Here is a 24,424-nt window from a genome sequence, read left to right on the forward strand (position 1 = left end):
GACAGTCCTCCGGTTCGCGCCGCGCGCTCAGCTGGCGGTGATGACGCGGCCCTTGGCCAGCGCCTGCGGCCACACCGACACCAACTCGTTGTTCTGCCACTGGACCATGACGGGTTGGGCCAGGGTGTTCAGACCGTTGGCGTCGAAATGCACGCCGCCGCCCGACATCACGCCGGCCCAGCCCTGGTCGTACTTCTGCGCGCGCAGCGCTTTCGATACGGCCTCGGGCTTGTCGGAGGCCGCCACCTCAAGGGCTTGGGCCAGCACGCCGGCGCATACGGCGTGTTCCAGGGCTTCGTGCGGCATGAAGGTGCCGAAGCGCTTGCGGTAACGCTCGGTGTATTCCGGCGCCTGGTCATAGTTGGCCGGGGCGATCGACAGCACGGCTTGCGAATACTGGCCCAGCGCCTTGGCGAAATCCGGGATCACGTAGCCCGCCGCGCCGCCCACGATCGGCACCGTCAGCCGTTGCTGGCGCATCACGCGGATGATCAGCAGGCTGTCGTTCAGGTAGGAAATCGGGAACACGATCTGGGCGTCGGACGCGCGCAGCTTGCTGATCAGCGGCGTGACGTCGGTGATGCCCAGCGGATAGGCCTCGTCCAGCACGACATGGGCGCCAGCGGCCTTGGCCGCGTTGCGCACGCCCACGGCTTGCGAGGTGCCGTAGGCCGTGTCTTCGTACAGCAGCGCTATCTTCTTGATCTCGGAGGCGCCCGCGACGACGGACGCGGCATAGTCGTATTGGGCGCGGCCCAGCACCGAGCCTTTGGACACCACCTGGAAGATGTGCTTGAAGCCGCGCTCGGTCAGCACGTCCGAGAACGACATCGTCAGCAGCGGGATGCCGCGGCGTTCGGTCACTTCGGACACAGCCAGCGTCAGCGACGAGGCATAGGCGCCGATCAGGGCCACGCAGCGGTTCTGCGTGATCAGGCGCTGGGCGACCGTGGCGGCGGTGGTGGGCTGCGAGGTGGCGTCCGCGATGATCAGCTTGAGCTTGGCGCCGCCCAGCGACTTGATGCCGCCGGCCGCGTTGACCTCGTCCGCGGCCAGTTCCAGCCCCTGCCGGGAATTGATGCCGAACTGTGCATTGGCGCCCGACAGCGGCAGGATCACGCCGACATTGATCTCGGCCGGAGCGGCCAGCGCGCGGGCGGGCAGGGTGGCCGCCAGCGCGGCCGCACCCAGTCCAGCGACAAATTCCCGGCGCCCGTGGCGCACGGCCTGTTTGGGGTTGCTTTTCATGCTTGTCTCCTGGCTTTTGTGGGTATGGGCGCACGGCAGCCAGCCCGGCGCGTTGCCGCATTATTGTGCGCATTTTTTAAGCAGTCAAGCATATTGTCCGACAATCTGACTATTGACGATCCGACAAAAATTGACTGACAATCAGACAAAATAAATCGAGCAGAAGCCCGATTCGACGCCCGTCACCCATCATCAACGAGGAACTCATGGCAGACACCAAATCCGAAACCCAAGCCCTGTTCGACCAAGGCCTGAACCTGCGCCGCGAAGTGCTGGGCACTGAATACGTGGACGGTTCGCTGGCCCGCGCCAACGATTTCATGATGGCGTTCCAGCACATCACGACCGAATGGTGCTGGGGTTACACCTGGGGCCGCCCGGGCCTGGAGAAGAAGACGCGCAGCATGCTGAACCTGGCCATGCTGACCGCACTGAACCGCCCGGCCGAAATCAAGCTGCACGTCAAAGGCGCGCTGAACAACGGCGTGACGGTCGAAGAGATCAAGGAAATCCTGCTGCAAGCCACCGTGTATTGCGGCATTCCCGCCGGCCTGGACGCCTTCAAGGTGGCCAACCAGGTGCTGGAAGAAGAAGGCGCCTTCAAGGAGCAGCAAGCATGAGCGCACCGCAAGAACGCGTGGGCTTGGTTGGCATCGGCAGCATGGGCTGGCCGATGGCGGCCCGCCTCGTGCAGGCGGGTTATGCCGTGACGGTGTTCGACGCCGTGCCGGGGCAGGCCGACAAATTCGCAAAGGAAGTGGGCGGCCAGGCCGCGGCCACCTGCGCCGCGTTGGCCGCGCAATCCGACATCGTCTTCACGATGCTGCCCACCAGCGCCATCGTGGAACAGGTGCTGGGCGGCGAACAAGGCGTGCTGGCGGGCCTGCGCCCGGGCAGCGTCGTGGTGGAGATGAGCTCGGGCGTGCCGGCGCATACGCAGCGGCTGGCCCAGGCCGTGGCCGCCGCCGGCAGCCAGATGGTGGACGCGCCCGTGTCGGGCGGGGTGCCGCGTGCGCGCACGGGTGAACTGGCGATCATGTTCGGCGGCCCGGCCGCCACGCTGGAGCGCGTGCGCCCCGCGCTGTCCGCCATGGGCACGTCGATCACCGCCGTGGGCGACGTAGGCAGCGCCCACGCCATGAAGGCGCTGAACAACCTGGTGTCGGCAGGCGGCTTCCTCATCGGTGTCGAAGCCATGCTCATTGGCCAGCAGTTCGGCCTGGATCCCAACGTGATCGTGGACGTGCTGAACGCGTCGACGGGCATGAACAATTCCACGCAGAAGAAGTTCAAGCAGTTCGTGCTGTCCCGCGAGTTCAATTCCGGCTTCGGCCTGGACCTGATGGTCAAGGACCTTGGCATCGCGCTGGGCATCGCCACCGATACCGGCACGCCCACGCCGTTCGCGTCGCTATGCCGCGAATTGTGGGCCTCTGCGGGCAAGACCCTGGGCAAGGGACAGGACCATACCGCCGTTGCGCGCCTGTCCGAGCAGTTGGCCGGCGTGGAACTGGCCGCCAAAAAACGCTAGGCGGCTTGCACACGGCGCGGCAACGGCCGCGCCGCCTTTTCAACCTGCATCACAAAAATCCGCCAGGACAAGGCGGAGGGCCGGCTGCTGCCGGCATAAACAGCGAGGAGCAAACCATGAAGAAGACTTTTCTGGCGACCCTGGGCGCCGGCCTGATCGCGCTTGGCACCAACGCATCCGCGCAGGGCTATCCCACGCGCGCCATCTCGATGGTGGTGCCGTACGCCGCGGGTGGATCCACTGACGGCCTGGCCCGCATCGTGGCGCAGGCCATGGGCGAGAACCTGGGCCAGACCGTGGTGGTGGAAAACCTGGGCGGCGGCGGCACCATGATCGGCAACCAGCGTGTGACCCGCGCCGCGCCCGACGGCTACACCCTCACCTTCGGCAACATGGGCTCGCTGGCCATCGCGCCGTCGCTGTATCCCAAGAGCAAGTTCGACCCGCGCCGCGACATGAGCGCCGTCGGGCTGGTGGCGACCGTGCCGATGGTGCTGTCCGTCAGCAAGAAAAGCGGCATCACCACGCTGCCCGATTTCGTTGCGCGCCTGAAGAAGAACGGCGCCGACGTGAACTTCGGCAATGCGGGGTCCGGGTCCACTAGCCATATTGCCGCGGCGTATTTCATGCACGTGACCCACACGCAAGGGATGCAGATCCCGTACCGCGGCGCGGGCCCGGCCATCGCCGACCTGATGGCGGGCACGGTGGACGCGGTGATCGACCAGACGGTCACGATGATCCCCATCCACGAGGGCAAACGCGTCACGGCCCTGGCGGTGGCCTCGGCCTCCCGCCTGCCGCAGATCCCCGACGTGCCGACCTTCGCCGAGGCGGGCGTGCCGGACTTCAACATGAGCGTGTGGAACGGCATCGCCGCGCCCGCCGGTACGCCGCCTGCGGTGATCGCGCGGCTGGAACAGGCCTTGGCCGCGGCGCTGAAGAGCCCTGGCGTGCGCGAGTCGCTGGACAAGCTGGCGGCCCAGGCGCCGGCTGAGAAAGAGCAGGGGGCGGCCGCCTTCCAGGCGCTGATCGCCCGCGACGTGCCGAATTTCGCGGCCTTGATCAAGGACGCCGGCATCACGGTAAATTGAGCCTGTCTCGGCTTCGAGGCTGACGGCGCGCGTGCTGGAGTGACGCACGATAGCCGGCGCAAGCGCGCCGGCAGCTTTTTTCATCAGATACGGGTTTACCCGGTATCTGTTCAAAAGCCATAATTTGTATGATGACCCGATAACTTCTATTCAAGAGACACGTCATCATGCTGGTTGTGAAGTCGACTTCCCCGCGGGCCTTCCTGCGGTTCCGCCCCTGCTTGCCAGGGGTGTTCCATGACTGAAGAATCCCGCGTCCGCGAAGAAATCTGCGTCGTCGGCGCCAGCCTCTACAACCGCGGCTACACCGTGGGCGCCGCCGGCAACATCAGCGCCCGGCTGGACGATGGCTGGCTGATCACGCCCACCGACGCCTGCCTGGGCCGGCTGGATCCCGCCGAACTGGCCAAGGTCGATCTGGACGGCCAATGGGTCTCGGGCGCCAAGCCTTCCAAGACCCTGGTGCTGCACCAGGGCATCTACCGCGCCAGCCCCGAGTCGCGCGGCATCATCCACACGCATTCCACGCATCTGGTCGCGCTGACGCTGGCCGGCGTCTGGCGGCCTGATGAAGTGCTGCCGCCCATCACGCCCTATCAGGTCATGAAGGTCGGCCGCATTCCGCTGATCGGCTATCGCCGGCCCGGCGACCCGCAAGCCGCCGCCGAGGTTGCCGCGGTGGCGGGGCAGGTGCGCGGCGCGCTGTTCGAGCGGCTGGGCCCGGTGGTGTGGGAACGCTCGGTTGCGCACGCGTCCTATGCGCTGGAAGAACTGGAAGAAACGGCCCGCCTGTGGCTGATGAGCGACCCCCGGCCCGCGCCGCTGGCCGCCGACGCCATTGAAGAGCTGCGCGCGACCTTCGGGGCGCGTTACTAGATAGATCCCCCATTCGTACAAAGCCGCCCGGACGCGTGTTGCGCGTATCGCGGTGGCGCACCCTCCTGGAGACTTGTCATGCCCCCGATGGAATTGGCGTCGACCGCGCCCGCTCAGGCGACGCAGCCTGAATCCCGCGAGACCGCCCGCGCTTACGCCAAGGTGTTCTGGCGCCTGGTGCCGTTCTTGATGCTTTGCTATGTGATCGCGTACCTGGACCGCGTCAACGTCGGCTTCGCCAAGCTGCAGATGTCGCAAGACCTGGGTTTCAGCGAAACCGTGTTCGGCCTGGGCGCCGGCGTGTTCTTCATCGGCTACTTCCTGTTCGAAGTGCCCAGCAACTTGCTGATGCACCGGCTGGGCGCGCGAATCTGGATCGCGCGCATCATGATCACGTGGGGCATCTTGTCCGGCATGTTCATGTTCGTCGAGACGCCCACGGGTTTCTACATCCTGCGCTTCCTGTTGGGCCTGGCCGAAGCGGGTTTCTACCCCGGCGTGATCCTGTACCTGACCTACTGGTATCCAGCCCACCGCCGCGCCAAGATCATCGCGCTGTTCATGTCCGCCATTCCGGTGGCCGGCATTTTCGGCAACCCCTTGTCCGGCTGGATCATGGAAGCCTTCCACGGCACGCACGGCCTGCAGGGCTGGCAGTGGATGTTCCTGATCGAAGCCATCCCCGCGCTGGTGATCGGTGTGGTCACCGTCATGTACCTGGACAACGGCATCTCCAGCGCCAAGTGGCTGACGGCCGAGGAAAAGCAGTTGCTGACCCGCGAGATCGAACAGGACCAGAAGCAGACGGGCACGCAGCAGCACTCGCTGCGCGCCGTGTTCGCCGACAAGCGCGTGTGGTGGATGTGCCTGATCTACTTCGCCTTCGTCGCCGGCCAATACGGGTTGACGTTCTGGATGCCGACGCTGATCAAGTCCACCGGTGTCACGGGCGCCTTCAATATCGGGCTGCTGAGCGCCATCCCCTTCCTCTGCGCCATCGTCGTGATGAACCTGCTGGGCCACTCGGCCGACCGCCGCCGTGAGCGCCGTTGGCACCTGATCGTGCCGGCGCTGGCGGGCGCGATCGGGTTCACCGCGGCGGCGTCCTTTGCCGACAATACCGTGGTGTCGTTGATCTGCCTGTCGATGGCCGCAGCCGGCGTGCTGACGTGCGCACCGCTGTTCTGGTCGCTGCCGACGGCCTTCCTGTCCGGCACCGCGGCCGCCGCAGGCATCGCCATCGTCAACTCGGTGGGCAACCTGGCGGGTTTCGCCAGCCCGTACATGATCGGCTACCTGAAAGACCTGACCAGCTCGACCGCATCCGGCATGTACGTGCTGGCCGCCGTGCTGGTCATCGGCGCCATCGCGGTCTGGTTTACGCCGGCCAAGCTGGTCAACCGCTGATGCCGCCACGCTATTTACCTTTTGACCCCAAGGATTCGCCATGCCGCGCCTAGCCGCCAACCTGACCATGATGTACACCGAGCATGCCTTCCTGGATCGCTTCCAGGCGGCTGCCAAAGACGGGTTTACCGGCGTCGAGTTCCTGTTCCCCTATGAATTCGCCGCCGCAGACTTGAAGGCCCGCCTGGCGGACAACGGCTTGACGCAGGCCCTGTTCAACGCGCCGCCGGGAGACTGGGGCGCGGGCGAACGCGGCATCGCGTCCTTGCCCGGGCGGGAAAGCGAGTTCCAGCGTGGGGTGGAGCAGGCGCTGGAGTACGCCGCCCAGTTGGGCAATCGCAGCCTGCATGTGATGGCCGGCCTGATTCGGCCGGGCGAGGACCGCGCGGCGCACCATGACACCTATCTGAAGAACCTGGCGTTCGCGGCCCGCGCCGCGGCAACGGCCGATATCACTATTGTGATTGAGCCGATAAACACCCGTGATATTCCCGGATTCTTCCTGAACCGCCAAGACGACGCGCAAGCCATCTGCGCCGAGGTCGGCGCACCCAACCTGAAAGTGCAGTTCGACTGCTATCACTGCCAGATCGTCGAAGGCGACATCGCCGTGAAGCTGCAGCGCGATATGGCGGGCATCGGCCACATCCAGATCGCCGGCGTGCCCGAGCGGCACGAGCCCGACCTGGGCGAATTGAACTACCCCTACCTGTTCGAGCGGATCGACGCGCTGGGCTACACCGGCTGGATCGGCTGCGAATACCGCCCCAAGGCCGGCACGTCCGCCGGGCTGGGCTGGGCCCAACCTTATCTTGCCAACCATTGAGCATCCCATCATGAAGATCCTGATCACCGGCGGCGCCGGATTCCTGGGCCAGCGGCTGGCCCGCAAACTGCTTGAACAAAGCACGCTGACGCTGGATGGCAGCGGCCCGCAACCCATCACGCAGATCGACTTGCTGGACGTCGTGAAATCCGACGCGCTGACCGATCCGCGCGTGAATTCGCAGGTGGGCGACATCGCCGACCCGGCGGTGCTGCGCCAGGCCATCGACACGGATACGCGCGCCATTTTCCATCTGGCGGCCATCGTCAGCGGCCAGGCAGAAGCGGATTTCGATCTGGGCATGCGCATCAACCTGGACGCCTCCCGCGCCCTGCTTGAAACGTGCCGCGCGCTGGGACACAAGCCGCGCGTGATCTTCACCAGCTCGGTGGCCGTCTACGGCGGTGCCTTGCCAGAAATCGTGCGCGACGACACGGCGCTGAATCCGCAGTCTTCCTACGGCACGCAGAAAGCCATCGCCGAACTGCTGCTGGCGGACTACACGCGCCGCGGCTTCGTCGACGGCCGCGTGCTGCGCTTGCCCACCATCAGCGTGCGCCCCGGCCGTCCCAATGCCGCTGCGTCCTCGTTCGCCAGCGGCATCATCCGCGAACCCCTGAATGGCGAAGCGGCGGTCTGCCCGGTCGGCGCCGACACGCGCTTGTGGCTGCTGTCGCCGCGTGGCGCGATCCAGGCGCTGATCGCCGGTTGCGAATTGCAGGCGGACGCCGTGGCCGACCGCGCGCCGATCAATCTGCCGGGGGTGTCCGTCACGGTGGCCGACATGGCGCAGGCGCTGCGCGAGGTGGCGGGCGATGAAGTCGCCGACCGCATCACGTGGCAAGCCGATGAACGCGTCGAACGCATCGTAGGCAGCTGGCCCGGCCGCTGGGACACCTCGCGCGCGACTCGCCTGGGCTTGAAAGGCGACAACAGTTTCGCGGACATCATCCGCGCCTACCAGGCCGACGACCTGCCGCGCTAAGCGGCGGACGGCGGCCTTCTTGGATTTCCCAGGACGACGAAAGACATGACTCTTACGCAACCTTCTTCACGCCGCGTCGGCGTCATCGGCCTGGGCGCCATGGGCGCGGGCATCGCGCAAAGCCTGCGCCGCGCCGGCCATGACGTGCACGTCTACGACATTCGCGCCGAGGCCGCCGCGGCCTTTGCCGCGCAGGGCGGCGTGGCCTGCGCCACACTGGCCGACATGGCCGCCGCGTGCGACATCGTGATCAGCGTGGTCGTCAATGCCCAGCAGACCGAAGCCGTGCTGTATGGCGAAGGCGGCATTGCCGCCGCCTTGCGCGCCGGCGCCGTGTTCGTGATGTGCTCTACCGTTGATCCCAGCTGGTCCATCGCGCTGGAAGCGCGGCTGGCCGAGCAGGGCGTGTTGTACCTGGACGCGCCCATCTCCGGTGGCGCGGCCAAGGCCGCTGCCGGCCAGATGACGATGATGACCGCCGGTCGCGCCGCCGCCTACGAGGCCTGCGGCGCGGTGCTGGAATCGATGGCCGGCAAGGTCTATCGCCTGGGCGACAGCGCCGGTGCGGGCAGCAAGGTCAAGATCATCAACCAGTTGCTGGCTGGCGTGCACATCGCGGCCGCCGCCGAGGCGATGGCGCTGGGCCTGCGCGAAGGCGTGGACGCGGACGCCTTGTACGAGGTCATCACGCACAGCGCGGGCAACAGCTGGATGTTCGAGAACCGCATGGCGCATGTGCTGGCGGGCGACTACACGCCGCTGTCCGCCGTGGACATCTTCGTCAAGGACCTGGGGCTGGTGCTGGACACCGCCCGGCACACCAAATTCCCGTTGCCGCTGGCATCGACCGCGCATCAGATGTTCATGCAGGCGTCCACCGCCGGACATGGCCGCGAGGACGACAGCGCCGTTATCAAGATCTTCCCGGGCATTACCCTGCCGGAGGCAAAATGAGCATCAAACTGGGCTGTATCGCCGACGATTTCACGGGTGCGACCGACCTGGCCAACAACCTGGTGCGCGCCGGCATGCGCACGGTGCAGACCATCGGCATTCCCGGCGCGCCGTTGCGCGATGACGCGGACGCCGTGGTTGTGGCGCTGAAGACCCGCACGCTGCCGGCGGGGCAAGCCGTGGCGCAGTCGCTGGCCGCGCTGCAATGGCTGCAGCAGCAGGGCGCCGAGCAGATCTACTTCAAATACTGCTCCACCTTCGACAGCACGCCGCTGGGCAACATCGGCCCCGTGACCGATGCGTTGATGACGCAACTGGGCACGGCCTTCACCATCGCCACGCCGGCGTTTCCCGACAACAAGCGCACGGTCTTCAAGGGCTATCTGTTTGCGGGCGACGTGCTGCTGAACGAATCGGGCATGCAGCATCATCCGCTGACGCCGATGACGGATCCGAATCTCGTCCGTGTGCTGTCGGCGCAGACGTCGCGCAAGGTCGGCTTGATCGACTACAGCGTGGTGGCGGCGGGCAGCGAGGCGATCCGTGCGCGCATCCAGACCTTGCAGGCGGAAGGTATCGAGATCGCCATCGTGGACGCGGTGTCCAACAACGATCTGCTGGCCCTGGGGCCGGCGCTTCGCGGCATGCAGCTGGTCACGGCGGGTTCCGGCGTGGCGATCGGCCTGCCGGGCAACTGGGGCCTGACGCCGGCCAACGCCGCCGGCCAGACCCGCGCCGCCGGTCTGCAAGCGGTGGTGGCAGGAAGCTGCTCCACCGCCACCAATGGGCAGGTGGCCGCCTTCATTGAAAGCGGCCGCCCGGCCTATGCGCTGGATCTCATGCGGATCGCGGCAGGCGAGGACGTGGTCGCGCAAGTGCTGGCCTGGGCCGAGCCCCGTATGCAGGACGGCCCGGTGCTGGTCTATTCCACCGCGCAACCGGATCAGGTCAAGCAGGCGCAGGGCGCATTGGGCGCGGCGCAGGCGGGCGCCATGATCGAAGAGGCCATCGCGCGCATCGCGGTCGGCCTGGTCGAACGTGGCGTGCGGCAACTGATCGTGGCGGGCGGTGAGACCTCGGGCGCGGTGGTGCAGGCGCTGGGGCTGGAACAGATCGCCATCGGCGAACAGATCGATCCAGGCGTGCCCTGGTGCGCGGGCTACACGCCGGTGGCAGAAGACGACGTCAGCATCGCGCTGAAGTCGGGCAACTTCGGCACGCCGGACTTCTTCATCAAGGCGTTCAGGTAGTTTCCGAGCTGGCGGTGCGGGCGAAACAGGCGACGCGCTTAGCGATGCGCCTGGCTCAGCCGCTTGGCCGCATTCACCATGTGGATGCGTGCCGCCTCGCGGGCGCCTTCCACGTCCTGGCTGCGGATGGCTTCGACGATGGCGATGTGTTCCTGCATCACGTCGCGCATCAGGTTGGCATGGCGGGCCTCGTTGCCGCGCGTCACGCGGGTGGCGGCTTCCAGGAACTGGCTGACGAAAGCCAGGGTGGTCAGGAAGTACGGGTTGCCGGTGGCGCGGGCAATGCTGCGGTGAAACGCCACGTCTTCCTTCACGCCGTCGCCGCCATCGGCGACCGCTTGCGAGATTGCGGCCAGCGCGCGGTCGATATCCGTCATGTCGCGCTTCTTGCGCACCGCCGCGGCCTGAGCCGCGATTTCGGTCTCCAGCGCGCGACGCAAATCCACGATGTGCAGGACGGCCTCCAGCGAGCTCAGCTCGGTGGCGTCGATGCGCAGCGCCCGGTTGCCCGTCAGTCCGGTGACGAAGACGCCGCTGCCTTGCCGCGCTTCCACGATGCCGTCTTGCCGCAAGCGCGACACCGCTTCGCGGATGACGGTGCGGCTGACGCCGAACTGTTCGGCCAGCATGGCTTCGGTGGGCAGCTTTTCACCGGGCAGCACGCGCCCCTCGTCGATTTCGGCGAGCAGGCGCTTGGCGACGGTGTCGGTCAGCGTGGGAGGGGAAGGAAGTCTTGGAAACGCCATGGATGATGAACGCAGAGAGGACGCGGCAGGCCGGTCTGAAGGCCTGCGGCTGAGTCCGGCGCCAATGATAACCGGTTGCCTGGGGCAGGGCCTGTCGGCATTGAAAGGCGCTACGCGCCGGCCCTAGGCCGCGGGCCCGGCACGCGCCGCCATCAGGCAATCGACGAAGCACTGGGCGGCCGGCGTGGGCGGCGAGTCGGCGCGCGTCAGGATGGACACGCGCGCGGCGGGCAGCTCGTGCGCCAGCGGCACCATGCGCAAGGGCCGCGGCATCAGCTGGTGGTCGAACAGGGCCCGCACGAAGATGCCCAGCGCATCGCTTTCGGCCATGATCGCCAGCGCGATGGCGATGGACTGACAGGGGATGATGTCGCGCGGCGGCGGCAGCCCGTGGGCGTCGAACGCCAGCCGCAGCAGGTTCGCCGGCGCCTGGATGTTGCCGGGCAGCAGCCACAGCGCGTCGTGCATGTCGGCCAGGCTGCGCGCATGGCGCAACGGATGGCCGATCCGCGCGCCCACCGCCATCGGCAGCGTGAACAGTGTCTGGCGCGCAAAGCCGTCGTCGATGTTGCCGTCGTATTCCGTCTGCACCAGCAGGTCGTAGCGGCCCGATTCCAATTGTTCGTGACTGTAGGGCGGCGCGACCTCGTTGAACGACACCGCCACGCGCGGCATCCGGGCGCGGAATGCCATCAGCGCGGCGGGCAGCGCCGTCAGCGCCGAAGAACTGATGGCCAGGTTCAGCGTGCCGCCTTCGCCGTCGCGCATCTGCCCGATTTCTTCCTGCGCTTTGCGCGCTTCCTGCAAGATCAGCACGGCGCGCCTGTATAGCGCCTCGCCATAGGTCGTGAGCTCTACGCCGCGTGCGCTGCGGCGCACCAATTCGGCGCCCACGCTTTGCTCAAGCTCGCGCAGGCTGCGCGTGGCGGCGGGCTGGGTGACGAACAGGGCACGGGCCGCCGCACGGATGCTGCGGTGTTCGGCGATCAGGACAAAAGTGCGCAGTTGGCGCAGGTTCATGGGTAGGGTCCGGAACCGGACCAGTCCGAAGACTGGGCAGGGATATAAGAAAAAGGTTTCACTGGAACAAAAATACTGTCTTTTCCTTATCGTGCGCCATCCGTATATTCATCCACACGGGGTCGTCACAGCGTCCGGGTCCACGGAACGGTCACCCCGGCACGGACATCAAGGGGAAAACATGTCTATCGCCATCGCCGCCACGCCTGGCCGGCAGGATCTGCATTCATCGACGATGCGCCGGCGCGTGATCGCCGGCACCACCATCGGCAACGCTCTGGAGTTCTTTGACTTCACCGTGTTCACGTTCCTGATGCTCGTCATCGGGCCGTTGTTCTTTCCGGCCGCCTCCAGTTATGGCCAGTTGCTGTTGACCACCGCCACCTTCGGCGTGGGCTTCCTGATGCGGCCGGTGGGCGGCATGCTGATCGGTTCCTACGCCGACCGCCACGGCCGCCGCGCCGCCATGACGCTGACCTTGTGGCTGATGGGGCTGGGCTGCGGGCTGATCGCGGTGGCGCCCACCTACGCCCAGATGGGGGTGATGGGGCCTGTGCTGATGGTGCTGGCGCGCTTGATCCAGGGCTTTGCCGCCGGCGGCGAGGTGGGTGCGTCCACGACGCTGCTGGTGGAGCACGCGCCGGCGAACCAGCGCGGCTTCTATTCCAGTTGGCAGTTCGGCAGCCAGTCACTGGGCGTAATGCTGGGCGCGCTGACCGTGGCGCTCTTGACGGCCGCGCTTACCAAGGAACAGATGCAGGACTGGGGCTGGCGCGTGCCTTTCGTGATCGGCATCCTGACCGTGCCGGTCGGCGCCTACATTCGCCGCAACCTGGAGGAAACGCTGGAGCCCGCCCAGGCGCCCGCGGCGACGCGCGCCGCCTCCACCCACCAGCCCCTGCGCCGCGTCTTCGCCGACCATAAGGCCCAGATCGTCAAAGGCATCCTGCTGGTGATCGGCGGCATGGTCTGCGCGCAGATCATCGGCTTCTACATGCCCGCCTACGCCAGCAAGGAACTGGGCCTGCCGGCCACCTCCACGCTCTTCGCCAGCGTGGTGCTGGGGGCCATCGGTTTTGTGCTGGCGCCGTTTGTCGGCATGCTGGCCGATCGGGTCGGGCGCAAGCGGGTCATCTTCTGGTCGCGCGCGGTGACCGTGTGCGCGTTGCTGCCGTGCTTTCAATGGCTGGTGTCCGCGCCCAGCACTGCGCGCCTGATGACGGTGATTGCGCTGCTGGCCATCCTGCTGGCGCTGCAGACGGCGCCCACCATCACCATGCTGCCCGAACTGTTTCCGAAGGCGGTACGCACGACGGGGATGTCCGTGGTGTATGGGCTGGGCATCTCTGTGTTCGGCGGCTTCGCGCAGTTTTTCGTGACCTGGCTGCTGCACGTCACCGGCAATCCGATGGCCCCCGCCTGGTACTTGATGGTGACCGTGACGCTATCGACCGTGGTGCTGTTCTGGATCCAGGACCGCACCGGCCATGAAATCGACAAGCAGGAGGCATGATGCCCAGCAGTACGAGCTACTTCCCCCGCAGCTACGCCGAATCGCGCGAGCGGTTCCTGTCCGACGCCGCGCGCCTGGGCGCCCACGTGCAGTCTTACCCGATCGAGGCGGTGGGCCGCGAAGGCGAGGCGCTGGCAACCGACACGGCGCTGATTGGCGCCCCGGGTGCCGAACGCCTGCTGATCATGACGTCCGCCACGCATGGCGTGGAAGGGTTCTGCGGCGCAGGCTGCCAGGCCGCATTGATGGACGATGCGCCGATGCTCAAGCGCGCCGCCCAAGCGGGCGTGGCGTTGCTGCTGGTGCACGCCGTGAATCCTTACGGCTTTTCGTGGATCGCCCGCACGGACGAGGGCAATGTGGACCTGAACCGCAACGCCCAGCCGTTCGACGGTAAGCCGCTGCCTATTAATCCCGGCTATGGCGATCTGCATCCGTTGTTGCTGCCGGCGCAATGGCCGCCGTCGGAAGAAAACCAGCGGGACCTCGCGCGCTACGTGGCCGAACATGGGCAGGCCGCGTTTGCGCAAGCCGTGTCGCGCGGCCAGTACACGCACGACGATGGCCTGTTCTATGGTGGCGCGGCGCCTGCCGCATCGCTGGCGAACCTGCGGCGCATCCTTCAAACGCAGGCCAGCCGCCATGCCCACATCGGGTGGATCGACGTGCATACGGGCCTGGGCCCGCGCGGGCACGGCGAGAAGATCTACGCGGGCCGGCGCAACGACGCCGAAGTGGCGCGCGCGCGGCAGTGGTGGGGCCTGGACATCGCCGTGCCGTTCCAGGGCACGTCGGCATCGGTCGACATCACGGGCCACCTGGCGGGCCTGATCTACCAGGCCTGCCCCGAGTCGTCGCCGACGCTGATGGCGCTGGAGTACGGCACCTTGCCGTTTGACGACATCGTGCTGGCACTGCGCGGCCGCAACTGGCTGCGGGCCAACCCGGACGCGCCGGCGGCGCTGCGCCGCGACATCCTGCAGGCCACGCAGGACGCGTTCTACTGCCCCACCGACGACTGGCACGGCATGGTGCTGGGGCAAAGCCGCGTGGCGGTGCTGCAAGCGCTGTGCGGGCTGGAATCCGCCGGGCTGGGAGCGTCCGCGGCGGCCTGACGAACCCGGCTTGGTCTGATTTTCACCTCGATCAGGCCGATCGTCGAACCCCAGCGGCCCGCCGGGACATCGCGCCAGATGTCCCGGATCCGACAGCCGTTTCGAAGATGCTGCGCAGCGCCAAAATCGCCGAAAACGTATTCCAGGAAGACGGAAAGCCCCGCGAAAAACCGGTTGTCCCATCCCGGCGAGGCCGATGTTGCACTGCGCTGGCGCGATGCGCCGCGAGAGGACGCGGCGGCGCGTCAAGACGTTCGAATGCTTGACGCCCGATCGGCGCCGGCGCATGCCGGACCCATCGAAACTTGAGAAAGTGAGCTTCTCCCGGCCGAATGCCGTCCGTATATTGCGTGCCACGCTGCGGGCGCCATCCACGGGCTTCGGGGCCTGCCGTCGCGCAGCGCAATAAGGGGGAGGAGCATGTCCACTGTCACGATGCCGAGGGCCAGCGGCCAAGGGCTTTATTCACCGTCCATGCGCCGGCGGGTTATCGCCGGCACCACGATCGGCAATGCGTTGGAGTTCTTCGACTTCACCGTCTTTTCGTTCCTGATGCTGGTCATCGGGCCCCTGTTCTTCCCCGAGGCGTCCAGCTATGGTCAGTTGCTGCTGACCACCGCGACGTTCGGCGTGGGTTTCCTGATGCGCCCGGTGGGCGGGATGCTGATCGGTTCGTATGCGGACCGCCACGGCAGGCGGTCGGCAATGGCGTTGACGCTCTGGCTGATGGGGGCGGGCTGTGCGTTGATCGCCGCGGCGCCGACCTACGCGCAGATGGGGGTGGCCGGGCCCGTGATGATGGTGTTGGCCCGGTTGATCCAGGGCTTTGCCGCAGGCGGCGAGGTCGGGGTGTCAACCACGCTGTTGGTGGAACATTCGCCGGCATCGAAGCGGGGCTTTTATTCCAGCTGGCAATTCGGAAGCCAATGCCTGGGCGTCATGCTGGGCGCGCTGGTGGTGACGCTTCTGACCGCGGCGTTGAGCCCTGAGCAGATGCAGGCTTGGGGCTGGCGCCTGCCCTTCGTGATCGGCATATTGACCGTTCCCGTCGGCGCCTACATCCGCCGCAACCTGGAAGAGACGCTGGCGCCGGTAGCGGCCGGCGTTGTTGGACCCGAGGCCAGCCGTGCCGGAACGGGCCATCAGCCGCTGCGCCGCGTGTTCACCGAGCACAAGGTGGTCGTGCTGAAGGGAGTATTGCTGGTGATTGGCGGCATGGTCAGCGCGCAGATCATCAGCTTCTATATGCCGGCCTACGCCAACCGGGAACTGGGCCTGCCGGCGACGTCCACGTTGTCTGCCAGCGTCGTGGTGGGCGCCATCGGCTTTCTGACCGCGCCCTTCATCGGGATGCTGGCGGACAGGGTGGGGCGCAAGCGGGTGATTTTCTGGTCGCGCGCCGCGACGGTGGCCGTTCTGCTGCCGAGCTTTCACTGGCTGGTTTCCGCGCCGAGCACGGGCCGTCTGATGGGGGTTATCGCGGTGCTGGGCCTGTTGCTGGCCTTGCAGACCACGCCCGTCATCACGATGTTGCCCGAACTGTTCCCGAAAGCCGTGCGCGCGACCGGGATGTCCGTCGTCTACGGGGTGGGAATTTCGGTGTTCGGCGGGTTCGCGCAGTTCTTCCTGACCTGGCTTTTGCATGTGACCGGGAGCCCGATGGCGCCCGCGTGGTATCTGATGGCGACGGTCGCGCTATCCACGGTCGCGCTGTTCTGGATACGTGACCGTACGGGTCAAGATATCGATTCTCGGGAGGCATGATGCAGACGGCCTCACGCTATTTTTCCCGCAGCTACGCCGAGTCGCGCGGCCGCTTCGAAACACGGGCCAGGCCGCTGGCCACGCACTTCCAATCCTATGGCATCGATGCGCGAGGGCGCCAGGGCGAGGCGCTGGCAACCGACGTTGCCCTGATCGGGGATCCGCGCGCCAGTCGGCTCTTGATCGTGAGTTCGGCCACCCATGGCGTGGAAGGTTTCTGCGGTTCGGGCTGCCAGTTGGCGTTGCTTGACGATGCGCCCATGCTGGAACGGGCGCGGCGAGCCGGCGTGGCGCTACTGCTGGTGCACGCGGTGAATCCCCATGGTTTTTCGTGGCTTGCCCGCACAGACGAGGGCAATATCGACCTGAACCGCAATGCGCAGCCATTCGATGGCGGACCGTTGCCGGTCAATGTCGGATATGCGGGGATACACGGCCTGCTGCTGCCCGAGGAGTGGCCGCCGTCCAGGAAAAATCAGCAGGACCTTGCGCGCTACGTGGCCGAGGCGGGGCTGCAGGCCTACGCGGCTGCCGTGACGGCGGGGCAGCATACCCATCCCGATGGCCTGTTCTACGGAGGAACCGGCCCGGCGGCATCGCTCCTGAATCTGCGGTCCATCCTTGGCGAATATGCCGGCACAGCGCGCACGCAGGTGGCGTGGATCGACGTGCATACGGGGTTGGGCCCGCGCGGCCACGGCGAAAAGATCTATGCCGGAAAGCGCGATGCCGCCGGCGTGGCACTGGCCAGGCAGTGGTGGGGGGCGGACCTGGCCGTGCCTTTCCTGGGCAGTTCCGCGTCGGCCGACGTGACGGGGTACGTCGGCGGGCTCTTGCACGAGGCATGTCCGGCGGCTAGCACCGCCGCCATATCGCTTGAATTCGGCACGGTGCCGTTGCCGGACATGGTGCAGGCGTTGCGCGGCCGTAATTGGCTGCTTGCGCACCCTGACGCCAACGACGCGCTGCGCCGGGACATTCTGCAGGGCATTCTGGACGCGTTTTATTGCGATGCCTCGGACTGGCACGGCATGGTGCTGGGGCAAAGCCGCGTGGCCGTGCTGCAAGCATTGTGCGGGCTGGTAGCCGCGCGCTGAGCCCAAGCTCCGCCGGCCCTGCAGTCCGTATGGATTCCCTGGGTTGCACCTGCTTCGGGCCTTCTGTCGCAGCGGGTTGCACCTGCACGGCCGGCTGCGCCAGGGAATACCCGCAAGTGCGGTGCAGTGTTGGGTTATCCCTAGTTGAGCCGGGCAGCAACCCATCGATATGCTTGGGTTAACCGAGCGAACCGAAGAGTTCTAACCGGAGGAGTTTCAAACCGAGCCGGCACCTCGCTGACAAGGAACCAGGATTTGCATAGCGCGCCTCCTTTGAACTCGGCCGTCACGGCCGCCCGGATCAAGCCCATTCGCGTGATCCCGTGGGCAACGTGGCTGCACCGCGTTTTCGTCGTCCTCATGTATGCGTTCATGCTCTGCCCCATCGTCCTGGTGGTCTGGCTGAGCTTCTTCAAGGACGCCATCCTCTACTTCCCCACGTCCGGCTACACGCTGTCCTGGTACGTGAAAGCGTGGCAGAACCCGGCGTTCGCCAACGGATTCCTGTTCAGCCTGCAAGTGTCGCTGGTGGCCGCCGCCATCGGCGTGGTGATGGGCGTGCTGGCGGCGGTGGGCATCGCCCGTTACCGCTTCCAGGGCAGCAAGGGCATCAACACCTTGCTGCTGTCGCCGCTGCTGATCCCCGGTATCGTCGCGGGCGTGGGCATCTACCTGTTCTACCTGCGCGCCGAAGAGATGCTGGACCAGGACATCATCGGCACCTTCGGCGGTCTCGTCATCGCGCACGTGTGCCTGACGATTCCGTGGACGGTGCGCCTGGTCACCGCCGGCATGGCCGGTCTGGACGGCTCCATCGAAGAGGCCGCGCGCAACCTCGGCGCCAGCGCGCCGGTCGCCTTCATGCGCGTGACGCTGCCGATGCTGCGCCCGTCCATCGTGGCGGCGGCGCTGTTCAGTTTCGTGGTGTCGTTCGAAAACCTGGAGCTGTCGCTGTCGCTGGTGGGGCCGGGCCGAACGACGCTGCCGATCGCCATCATGCAGTACCTGGAATTCAATCTGGACCCGACCATCGCCTCGGTGGCCTCGGTGCAAATCTTGCTGTTGGGGATCATCATGCTTGTGACCGACCGCTACGTGAAACTCAGTCAGGTGGTGTAAGAAATGGCGAAGGTCTCAATCGAGAATATCCGCAAGCAGTTCGGATCGGCGGTGGCGGTGTCGGATTTTTCACTGGAGATCGCCGAGGGCGAGCTGGTGACGTTCCTGGGCCCCAGCGGCTGCGGCAAGACCACCACGCTGCGCATGATCGCCGGTTTCATCACACCGACCGCGGGCCGTATCCGCATCGGCGAGACCGACGTGACCCGGCTGCCCGTGCACAAGCGCGACACCGGCATGGTGTTCCAGCGCTATGCGCTGTTTCCGCACATGACGGTAGCCGAGAACGTGGCGTTCGGGCTGGATATGCACAAGGTGCCCAAGGCCGACCGCGACGCCAAGATCCGCCGCGTGCTGGACATGGTGCGCATGACCGAACTGCGCGAACGCTATCCGCGGCAGTTGTCCGGCGGCCAGCAGCAACGCGTGGCGATCGCCCGCGCGCTTGCCATCGAGCCCAAGGTGTTCCTGCTTGACGAGCCGCTGTCCAACCTGGACGCCAAGCTGCGCCTGGAAGTGCGCGAAGAGATCCGTTCCCTGCAGCAGCGCCTGGGTCTGACGACCGTGTTCGTTACGCACGACCAGGAAGAAGCGCTGGCGATCGCCGACCGCATGGCCATCATGCACGACGGCATCGTGCAGCAGGTGGGTGCGCCCGCCACCCTGTATGAGCGTCCGGCCAATCTCTTCGTGGCGGACTTCCTGGGCAAGATGAACGTGTTCACGGGCCGTGGGCAGGCCGACAACCAGTTCCACACCGACACCGGCCAGCGCATCGCCACGCCGGGCGGGGCCGGCGCCACGCACGTGGGCGTGCGGCCGGAACGGGTGCGGCTGGCCGCCCAGCCCGAAGGCGGCAACGCGCTGGCCGGAGTGGTGGAATCGTCGTTGTACCTGGGGTCGGTGCTGGAAGTGCGCGTGCAGCTCGAAGGCGGCCATCGCATGATCAGCCAGATCGTCAACGGCGGCGCGGGCCGCGCCCAGCCGGCGCCGGGCGCGCGAGTCTACGCATGCTTCGAGCCCGAAGACTGCGTGGCCTTCACGCAATAGGAGCCCCCATGACAACCGCGATAAAAGACGGGCGGCCCAGCCGCTGGCTGGGGCCGGGGCTGGCCTTTCCGGCGTCGCTGGTGGTGCTGGTGATCATCCTGGTCCCCATCCTCCAGCTGGCGCGCTACAGCGTCAACCATTTCGATCCGGCGGACCTGATGCAGACCGCCTTCACCTTCGAGAACTACGCCAAGTTCTTCGGCGACCCCTACTACCGTGACATCTTCTTCACGACCTTGTGGGTGGCCGGGCTGTGCACCGTGCTGGCGCTGGTGCTGGGCTTTCCGGTGGCGTACTTCCTGGCGCGCACGCAAAGCCGGTACAAGAGCCTGTTCGTGATCCTGCTGGTGTTCCCGCTGATGGTGGGCAACGTGGTGCGCGCGGCGGGCTGGATGGTGGCGCTGGGCAACGCAGGCGTGGTGAACGCCGTGCTGCAGGGGCTGGGGCTGATCGACAAGCCGCTGACCCTGATGTACACGCCCACCGCGGTCGTCATCGGCACCACCGCCGTGGTCATGCCGTACCTGATCCTGACGCTGCAAAGCGTGCTGGAAGGCATGGACCTGTCGGTGGAGGAGGCCGCCCGCAACGTGGGTGCCAGCTTCTTCACGACGTTTCGCCGCATCGTGTTGCCGATCGCCGCGCCCGGCGTGGCGGCCGGCACGATGCTGGTGTTCATCCTGTGCATGAACGCCTACGCCACGCCCGTGCTGCTGGGCGGATCCGGCCTGACGATGATGGCGCCCGCGCTCTACGACCAGATCACGCGCGCGTCGAACTGGCCGTTCGGGGCGGCGCTGGCCGTCATCCTGGTGTGCGGCACGCTGGCCATCGCACTGGTCTCGAATTGGCTGATCCATCGACGCTACATCAAGACCATGGCGTCTTGACCCCGCATTTCCAACAAGGAACTTTCATGGCATCCGTATTGTTCAAGAACGCGAACCTGCTTGATCCCTTGCAGGCCGACCTACTGGAAGGCCATCACGTGCTAGTCGAGGACGGCCTCATCAAGGAAGTGTCGGACAAGCCCCTGTCCAGCGCATCCGCGCAGGTGATCGACGCGGCGGGCCGCACGCTGATGCCGGGGCTGATCGACCTGCACGTGCACGTGTTGGCGACCCAGCTGAACCTCAGCACGCAAGGCGTGCTGCCCGATGCGCTGGTCATGATGCGCGCGGTGCCCATCATGGCGGCGATGCTGCGCCGGGGCTTCACTACCGTTCGCGATGCGGGCGGTGCGGGCTGGGGGCTGAAATGCGCGGTGAACGAAGGCACGGTCAAGGGGCCGCGTCTCTTCATCTCGGGCCGCGCCATCAGCCAGACGGGCGGCCATGGCGACCCGCGCCCGCGTTCCGATCATCTGCGTCCGATGAGCTTTTGCGGCTGCTGTTTCCGTGCCGGCGACATCGGCCGCGTGGCCGACGGCATCGACGACGTGCGCCGCGCCGTGCGCCAGGAGCTGCAGATGGGCGCCGACCAGATCAAGATGATGGCCTCGGGCGGCGTGGCGTCACCCACCGACCCCATCGCGTCCTTCGGCTATTCCGAGGAAGAGATCCGCGTCATCGTGGACGAGGCCGCCAGCCGCCAGACCTATGTGATGGCGCACTCGTACACGGCCGATGCCATCGAGCGTGCCATCCGCAACGGCGTGCGCACGATCGAACACGGCAACCTGGTCGACGAGCGCGTGGCGCGCTTCATGGCCGAGAAGGGCGCGTTCGTGGTGCCCACGCTTGTCACGTACGAGGCGCTGGCCAACGAAGGGGCCGACTATGGCCTGCCGCCGGATTCGGTGGCGAAGATTGCCACGGTGCGCACCGCCGGCCTGCATTCGCTGGAAATCTACAAGAAGGCGGGTGTGAAGATCGGCTACGGATCGGACCTGCTGGGGCCGTCGCAGCGCTTGCAGAGCGACGAATTCCGTATCCGCAACGAGGTCCTGTCCACGCAGGAAGTCATCCAGTGCGCCACCACCACCGCGGCCGAAGTGCTGAACCAGGTGGGGCAGCTGGGCCGCATCCAGGCGGGCGCCTTGGCAGACGTGCTGCTGGTGGACGGCAACCCGTACCGCGACTTGTCCTGCCTGTTGGGGCAGGGCGAACATCTGGCCCTGATCATGAAGGGCGGGGTCATCGAACACAACGCACTGGGGGTGTAAGCGCCATGAGCGATCCCACGTTTTCGCAGTCCGAAGTCGGCGAGGAATCCCGCGACGTCAACGCCGCCAAAGGCTGGCATCCGCCGTCGGCACCGGTCTCGCGCGACCGCGGCCTGGGCCCGTTTCCCAGGCTGATCCTGCGCGGGGCGACGATCATCGACGGTACCGGCGCACCGCCCTGGGGGCCGGTGGACATCGTGATCGAGAACGACCGCATCACCGCGCTGGTCAACGTGGGCACGCCGCATAAGGCTATCGACCCCAAACGCCGGCCCGGCCCCGGTGACCACGAGATCGATTGCCACGGAAAGTTCGTCACCCCCGGATTCGTCGATGCGCACGCGCACATCGGCACGCCGTACCACGCCATGAGCGGCATCGTCCCGCCCGCCGACTACATCTACAAATTGTGGCTGGCGCATGGGGTCACGACCGTGCGCGAAATGGGCGCGATGGGCGGCCTGGGCTGGACGATGGAGCAGCGCGAGCTTTCCGCCGCCAACAAGATCGCGGCGCCGCGCATGGTGGTGCATTCCGTGTTCCCCGCCGTGAACGACCGCGTCAAGACGATCCACACGCCGGAGCAGGGCCGCGAATGGGTGCGCAAGCTGGCGGCGCGCGGCGCGGACGGCATCAAGTTCTTCGGCGCGCCGCCCGCCATCATGGAAGCGGCATTGGACGAAGCCGCGCAGCTGGGGCTGCGGTCCGGCTGCCATCACGCGCAGATGGCGGTCACGCGGGTGAACGCGCTGAAGTCCGCGCGCTGGGGGCTGACCAGTTCCGAACACTATTACGGCTTGCCGGAAGCGCTGTTCGAAGACCGCATCGTGCAGTCCTTTCCCACCGACTACAACTACAGCGACGAGTACTACCGCTTCGCCGTCGCCGGCCAGACCTTCATGCAGGCGGCGCAGCCGGGGTCGGCCAAGTGGCGCCAGGTCATGGACCAGTTCCTGGAGCTGGGCCATACCTTCGTGCCCACGTTCAACATCTACGACGCCAACCGCGACCTGATGCGCGCGCGTCGCGCCGACTGGCACGACGACTACACCTGGAAGGCCGTCTGGAAGTACTTCCAGCCGCAACGCGGCGGGCACGGCGCGTACTGGTACCGCTGGAGCACCACCAACGAGATCGAGTGGAAGCAGAACTACCGGTTGTGGATGCAGTTCATCAACGAATACAAGAACCTGGGTGGCCGCGTGTGCGCCGGCAGCGATTCGGGCTTTATCTTCCAGATCTACGGCTTCGGCTTCGTGCGCGAACTGGAACTGCTGCAGGAAGCGGGGTTCCATCCCATCGAAGTGCTGCGCGCGGCCACGTCGCAAAGCGCCGCGCTGCTGGGCATCGATGACGACACCGGCTCCATCGACGTGCAAAAGCGCGCCGACCTGCTGATCCACGACCAGAATCCGCTGACGGATTTCAAACTGCTGTTCGGCACCGGCGCCATGCGCCTGAACGACGACACGGCCAAGGTGGAATGGAAGCGCTGCCTGCAAACCACCATCAAATCGGGCGTGGTGTACGACACCGCCGAACTGCTGGCCGACGTGCGCAAGATGGTCAAGGACAGCTGGGAGCAAGATCCGGACGGCGAGCGCCCGCCGTTCGGCGAATCGCCGGCAGGCTCGCCCTGCGACGGCGGGCAAGAGGCATCCTGACATGGCCGTCGACCTCTTCCTGCTTTGCGGCTTCCTGGGCAGCGGCAAGACCACGCTGCTGGTGGACTACCTGCGTGATCCGGCGTCCCGCGACACGGGCGTGATCGTCAACGAGGCGGGCGAGGTTGGCGTGGACGGCGCCATCGTCGCCAATGACAGCGACAACGTGCCGATGACGCTGATGGCCAACGGCTGCGTGTGCTGCTCGCTGCGCAGCGATCTGGTCTATACCTTGAGCGCGCTGCTGGACGCGCCGCGCCCCGACGGCGAAGGGCCCTTGCAGCGGGTCATCCTGGAGTGCAGCGGCTTGTCGCGGCCCGGCCCCATCATCGCGTCCCTGGCGGATCCTGAGCTGGCCCGCCGCGGCCTGCGGCTGACGGTGGTCTGCACCGACGACTGCGCGCGCGACCCGGACGCATTGGCCGAGATGGACGAAGCCATGGCCCAGTTCGGCGCCGCGCACCGCATCGTGTTGACCAAGACGGACTTGCTGCCCGACGGCGCCCTGGACGCACGCGCCGTGCGCGCCGCCGCCCTGAACCCCTTGGCGGCCGTCATTGCCGACCCGGACCGCCGGCGCGCCGTGCAAGCCGCGTTTGCCCCGTCCCAAGGCGTGGCGGATCTGGCGGGGCTGGCCGCGCGGATGCTGACAGCGGGCGGGCAGGGGGTCGCGCACCCCCGCATCCGCGTCATGGCGGCCCGTGCCCACGCGGGCATCAGCTGGACGGATTTTTCAGAATGGCTGGACAACCTGGCCGGGCTTTGCGGCGAACGCCTGTTGCGGGTCAAGGCGGTGGTGCGCGTCAACGAATGCGCCGAACCCATCCTGATCCAATCGGTGGGCACCACCTTCAGCGCGCCGCAACGCCTGACCCGGCAACCCGATGCGCCCGACGCCATCATCGTGATCGCGCGCGACATCGATGCGGGCGAGATCCGCGCGTCCGCGCCGCACGCGCCCGTGGACATGCTGGCCTGAAGCACTTTTCGTACCGGGGCGC

General features: G+C 66.7%; 22 protein-coding genes. 19 read left to right on the forward strand and 3 right to left on the reverse strand.

What is annotated here, in order from left to right:
- Nucleotides 1–27: 27 nt before the first annotated feature.
- Nucleotides 28–1,248 carry an ABC transporter substrate-binding protein gene (locus tag CEY09_RS12515; protein ID WP_088588834.1) on the reverse strand — a complete coding sequence of 407 codons (1,221 nt, stop codon included), beginning with the start codon at nucleotides 1,246–1,248 and terminating at the stop codon, nucleotides 28–30.
- Between the two features lie 206 nt (nucleotides 1,249–1,454).
- On the opposite strand from CEY09_RS12515, the gene CEY09_RS12520 reads away from it, so the two are divergent.
- From CEY09_RS12520 to otnK, 9 genes are all read left to right on the forward strand, one after another.
- Entirely contained in the window at nucleotides 1,455–1,868 is a 414-nt protein-coding gene (locus CEY09_RS12520; RefSeq protein WP_088588835.1) for a carboxymuconolactone decarboxylase family protein, read from the forward strand.
- The gene (locus CEY09_RS12525) at nucleotides 1,865–2,779 is read left to right on the forward strand and encodes an NAD(P)-dependent oxidoreductase (RefSeq protein WP_088588836.1); all 915 of its coding nucleotides are present in this window, start codon (nucleotides 1,865–1,867) and stop codon (nucleotides 2,777–2,779) included. The genes CEY09_RS12520 and CEY09_RS12525 overlap by 4 nt, the downstream gene beginning before the upstream one ends.
- Nucleotides 2,780–2,895: 116 nt before the next feature.
- Complete coding sequence (locus tag CEY09_RS12530; RefSeq protein WP_088588837.1) at nucleotides 2,896–3,873, forward strand: Bug family tripartite tricarboxylate transporter substrate binding protein; 978 nt, start codon at nucleotides 2,896–2,898, stop codon at nucleotides 3,871–3,873.
- A 237-nt stretch (nucleotides 3,874–4,110) separates the two neighbouring features.
- Nucleotides 4,111–4,749, forward strand: coding sequence for a 3-oxo-tetronate 4-phosphate decarboxylase (otnC, locus tag CEY09_RS12535; RefSeq protein WP_006227082.1), 639 nt, complete (start codon nucleotides 4,111–4,113; stop codon nucleotides 4,747–4,749).
- Between the two features lie 87 nt (nucleotides 4,750–4,836).
- On the forward strand, nucleotides 4,837–6,156 hold the full coding sequence (locus CEY09_RS12540; RefSeq protein WP_088588906.1) for an MFS transporter: 1,320 nt from the start codon (nucleotides 4,837–4,839) through the stop codon (nucleotides 6,154–6,156).
- 40 nt (nucleotides 6,157–6,196) lie between these two features.
- On the forward strand, nucleotides 6,197–6,982 hold the full coding sequence (otnI, locus tag CEY09_RS12545) for a 2-oxo-tetronate isomerase (protein WP_088588838.1): 786 nt from the start codon (nucleotides 6,197–6,199) through the stop codon (nucleotides 6,980–6,982).
- Nucleotides 6,983–6,992: 10 nt separating this feature from the next.
- A complete protein-coding gene (gene denD / locus CEY09_RS12550) occupies nucleotides 6,993–7,967 on the forward strand; it encodes a D-erythronate dehydrogenase (protein WP_088588839.1) in 975 nt (324 codons plus the stop codon).
- Nucleotides 7,968–8,012: 45 nt separating this feature from the next.
- Complete coding sequence (gene ltnD, locus CEY09_RS12555) at nucleotides 8,013–8,921, forward strand: L-threonate dehydrogenase (RefSeq protein WP_088588840.1); 909 nt, start codon at nucleotides 8,013–8,015, stop codon at nucleotides 8,919–8,921.
- Nucleotides 8,918–10,171, forward strand: coding sequence for a 3-oxo-tetronate kinase (otnK, locus tag CEY09_RS12560; protein ID WP_088588841.1), 1,254 nt, complete (start codon nucleotides 8,918–8,920; stop codon nucleotides 10,169–10,171). Before ltnD ends, otnK begins: the two co-directional genes overlap by 4 nt.
- Nucleotides 10,172–10,209: 38 nt before the next feature.
- Here otnK and CEY09_RS12565 read toward each other — a convergent pair whose 3' ends face one another.
- Both CEY09_RS12565 and CEY09_RS12570 read right to left on the reverse strand, forming a co-directional pair.
- Nucleotides 10,210–10,917, reverse strand: coding sequence for a FadR/GntR family transcriptional regulator (locus CEY09_RS12565; protein WP_088588842.1), 708 nt, complete (start codon nucleotides 10,915–10,917; stop codon nucleotides 10,210–10,212).
- A 123-nt stretch (nucleotides 10,918–11,040) separates the two neighbouring features.
- Nucleotides 11,041–11,937, reverse strand: a complete 897-nt coding sequence (locus CEY09_RS12570) for a LysR substrate-binding domain-containing protein (RefSeq protein WP_088588843.1) — start codon at nucleotides 11,935–11,937, stop codon at nucleotides 11,041–11,043.
- Nucleotides 11,938–12,118: 181 nt separating this feature from the next.
- Here CEY09_RS12570 and CEY09_RS12575 point away from each other — a divergent pair, with 181 nt between their 5' ends.
- The 10 genes from CEY09_RS12575 (at nucleotide 12,119) to CEY09_RS12620 (ending at nucleotide 24,402) form a co-directional block, all read left to right on the forward strand.
- On the forward strand, nucleotides 12,119–13,450 hold the full coding sequence (locus CEY09_RS12575) for an MFS transporter (protein WP_006227090.1): 1,332 nt from the start codon (nucleotides 12,119–12,121) through the stop codon (nucleotides 13,448–13,450).
- On the forward strand, nucleotides 13,447–14,565 hold the full coding sequence (locus CEY09_RS12580; RefSeq protein WP_088588844.1) for a M14 family metallopeptidase: 1,119 nt from the start codon (nucleotides 13,447–13,449) through the stop codon (nucleotides 14,563–14,565). The genes CEY09_RS12575 and CEY09_RS12580 overlap by 4 nt, the downstream gene beginning before the upstream one ends.
- 420 nt (nucleotides 14,566–14,985) lie before the next feature.
- Nucleotides 14,986–16,329, forward strand: a complete 1,344-nt coding sequence (locus tag CEY09_RS12585) for an MFS transporter (protein ID WP_234818278.1) — start codon at nucleotides 14,986–14,988, stop codon at nucleotides 16,327–16,329.
- On the forward strand, nucleotides 16,329–17,426 hold the full coding sequence (locus tag CEY09_RS12590) for a M14 family metallopeptidase (protein ID WP_377785527.1): 1,098 nt from the start codon (nucleotides 16,329–16,331) through the stop codon (nucleotides 17,424–17,426). The genes CEY09_RS12585 and CEY09_RS12590 overlap by 1 nt, the downstream gene beginning before the upstream one ends.
- Before the next feature lie 255 nt (nucleotides 17,427–17,681).
- The gene (locus CEY09_RS12595; protein WP_234818279.1) at nucleotides 17,682–18,545 is read left to right on the forward strand and encodes an ABC transporter permease; all 864 of its coding nucleotides are present in this window, start codon (nucleotides 17,682–17,684) and stop codon (nucleotides 18,543–18,545) included.
- 3 nt (nucleotides 18,546–18,548) lie between these two features.
- The gene (locus CEY09_RS12600) at nucleotides 18,549–19,595 is read left to right on the forward strand and encodes an ABC transporter ATP-binding protein (protein WP_088588847.1); all 1,047 of its coding nucleotides are present in this window, start codon (nucleotides 18,549–18,551) and stop codon (nucleotides 19,593–19,595) included.
- Between the two features lie 8 nt (nucleotides 19,596–19,603).
- Complete coding sequence (locus CEY09_RS12605; protein WP_088588848.1) at nucleotides 19,604–20,485, forward strand: ABC transporter permease; 882 nt, start codon at nucleotides 19,604–19,606, stop codon at nucleotides 20,483–20,485.
- A gap of 26 nt (nucleotides 20,486–20,511) precedes the next feature.
- Nucleotides 20,512–21,759, forward strand: a complete 1,248-nt coding sequence (locus CEY09_RS12610) for a metal-dependent hydrolase family protein (RefSeq protein ID WP_006227097.1) — start codon at nucleotides 20,512–20,514, stop codon at nucleotides 21,757–21,759.
- A 5-nt stretch (nucleotides 21,760–21,764) separates the two neighbouring features.
- Nucleotides 21,765–23,423 (forward strand): amidohydrolase family protein, encoded by a 1,659-nt coding sequence (locus CEY09_RS12615; protein WP_088588849.1) that lies wholly within the window; start codon nucleotides 21,765–21,767, stop codon nucleotides 23,421–23,423.
- 1 nt (nucleotide 23,424) lies between these two features.
- Nucleotides 23,425–24,402 carry a CobW family GTP-binding protein gene (locus CEY09_RS12620; protein WP_088588850.1) on the forward strand — a complete coding sequence of 326 codons (978 nt, stop codon included), beginning with the start codon at nucleotides 23,425–23,427 and terminating at the stop codon, nucleotides 24,400–24,402.
- The last annotated feature ends 22 nt before the right edge of the window (nucleotides 24,403–24,424 follow it).

It is taken from the genome of Achromobacter marplatensis (genome assembly GCF_002209535.1).
GTDB classification, from domain to species: Bacteria; Pseudomonadota; Gammaproteobacteria; order Burkholderiales; family Burkholderiaceae_B; genus Achromobacter; species Achromobacter marplatensis.

What these genes read in the sequence shown, in the direction of transcription:
- CEY09_RS12605 (WP_088588848.1), top strand. Translation starts at nt 19,604, where the DNA reads ATGACAACCGCGATAAAAGACGGGCGGCCCAGCCGCTGGCTGGGGCCG.
- CEY09_RS12580 (WP_088588844.1), top strand. Translation starts at nt 13,447, where the DNA reads ATGATGCCCAGCAGTACGAGCTACTTCCCCCGCAGCTACGCCGAATCG.
- CEY09_RS12520 (WP_088588835.1), top strand. Translation starts at nt 1,455, where the DNA reads ATGGCAGACACCAAATCCGAAACCCAAGCCCTGTTCGACCAAGGCCTG.
- ltnD (WP_088588840.1), top strand. Translation starts at nt 8,013, where the DNA reads ATGACTCTTACGCAACCTTCTTCACGCCGCGTCGGCGTCATCGGCCTG.
- CEY09_RS12620 (WP_088588850.1), top strand. Translation starts at nt 23,425, where the DNA reads ATGGCCGTCGACCTCTTCCTGCTTTGCGGCTTCCTGGGCAGCGGCAAG.
- CEY09_RS12615 (WP_088588849.1), top strand. Translation starts at nt 21,765, where the DNA reads ATGAGCGATCCCACGTTTTCGCAGTCCGAAGTCGGCGAGGAATCCCGC.
- CEY09_RS12565 (WP_088588842.1), bottom strand. Translation starts at nt 10,917, where the DNA reads ATGGCGTTTCCAAGACTTCCTTCCCCTCCCACGCTGACCGACACCGTC.
- CEY09_RS12585 (WP_234818278.1), top strand. Translation starts at nt 14,986, where the DNA reads ATGTCCACTGTCACGATGCCGAGGGCCAGCGGCCAAGGGCTTTATTCA.
- CEY09_RS12530 (WP_088588837.1), top strand. Translation starts at nt 2,896, where the DNA reads ATGAAGAAGACTTTTCTGGCGACCCTGGGCGCCGGCCTGATCGCGCTT.
- CEY09_RS12525 (WP_088588836.1), top strand. Translation starts at nt 1,865, where the DNA reads ATGAGCGCACCGCAAGAACGCGTGGGCTTGGTTGGCATCGGCAGCATG.
- CEY09_RS12570 (WP_088588843.1), bottom strand. Translation starts at nt 11,937, where the DNA reads ATGAACCTGCGCCAACTGCGCACTTTTGTCCTGATCGCCGAACACCGC.
- CEY09_RS12515 (WP_088588834.1), bottom strand. Translation starts at nt 1,248, where the DNA reads ATGAAAAGCAACCCCAAACAGGCCGTGCGCCACGGGCGCCGGGAATTT.
- otnK (WP_088588841.1), top strand. Translation starts at nt 8,918, where the DNA reads ATGAGCATCAAACTGGGCTGTATCGCCGACGATTTCACGGGTGCGACC.
- otnC (WP_006227082.1), top strand. Translation starts at nt 4,111, where the DNA reads ATGACTGAAGAATCCCGCGTCCGCGAAGAAATCTGCGTCGTCGGCGCC.
- CEY09_RS12610 (WP_006227097.1), top strand. Translation starts at nt 20,512, where the DNA reads ATGGCATCCGTATTGTTCAAGAACGCGAACCTGCTTGATCCCTTGCAG.
- denD (WP_088588839.1), top strand. Translation starts at nt 6,993, where the DNA reads ATGAAGATCCTGATCACCGGCGGCGCCGGATTCCTGGGCCAGCGGCTG.
- CEY09_RS12590 (WP_377785527.1), top strand. Translation starts at nt 16,329, where the DNA reads ATGCAGACGGCCTCACGCTATTTTTCCCGCAGCTACGCCGAGTCGCGC.
- CEY09_RS12600 (WP_088588847.1), top strand. Translation starts at nt 18,549, where the DNA reads ATGGCGAAGGTCTCAATCGAGAATATCCGCAAGCAGTTCGGATCGGCG.
- CEY09_RS12575 (WP_006227090.1), top strand. Translation starts at nt 12,119, where the DNA reads ATGTCTATCGCCATCGCCGCCACGCCTGGCCGGCAGGATCTGCATTCA.
- CEY09_RS12540 (WP_088588906.1), top strand. Translation starts at nt 4,837, where the DNA reads ATGGAATTGGCGTCGACCGCGCCCGCTCAGGCGACGCAGCCTGAATCC.
- otnI (WP_088588838.1), top strand. Translation starts at nt 6,197, where the DNA reads ATGCCGCGCCTAGCCGCCAACCTGACCATGATGTACACCGAGCATGCC.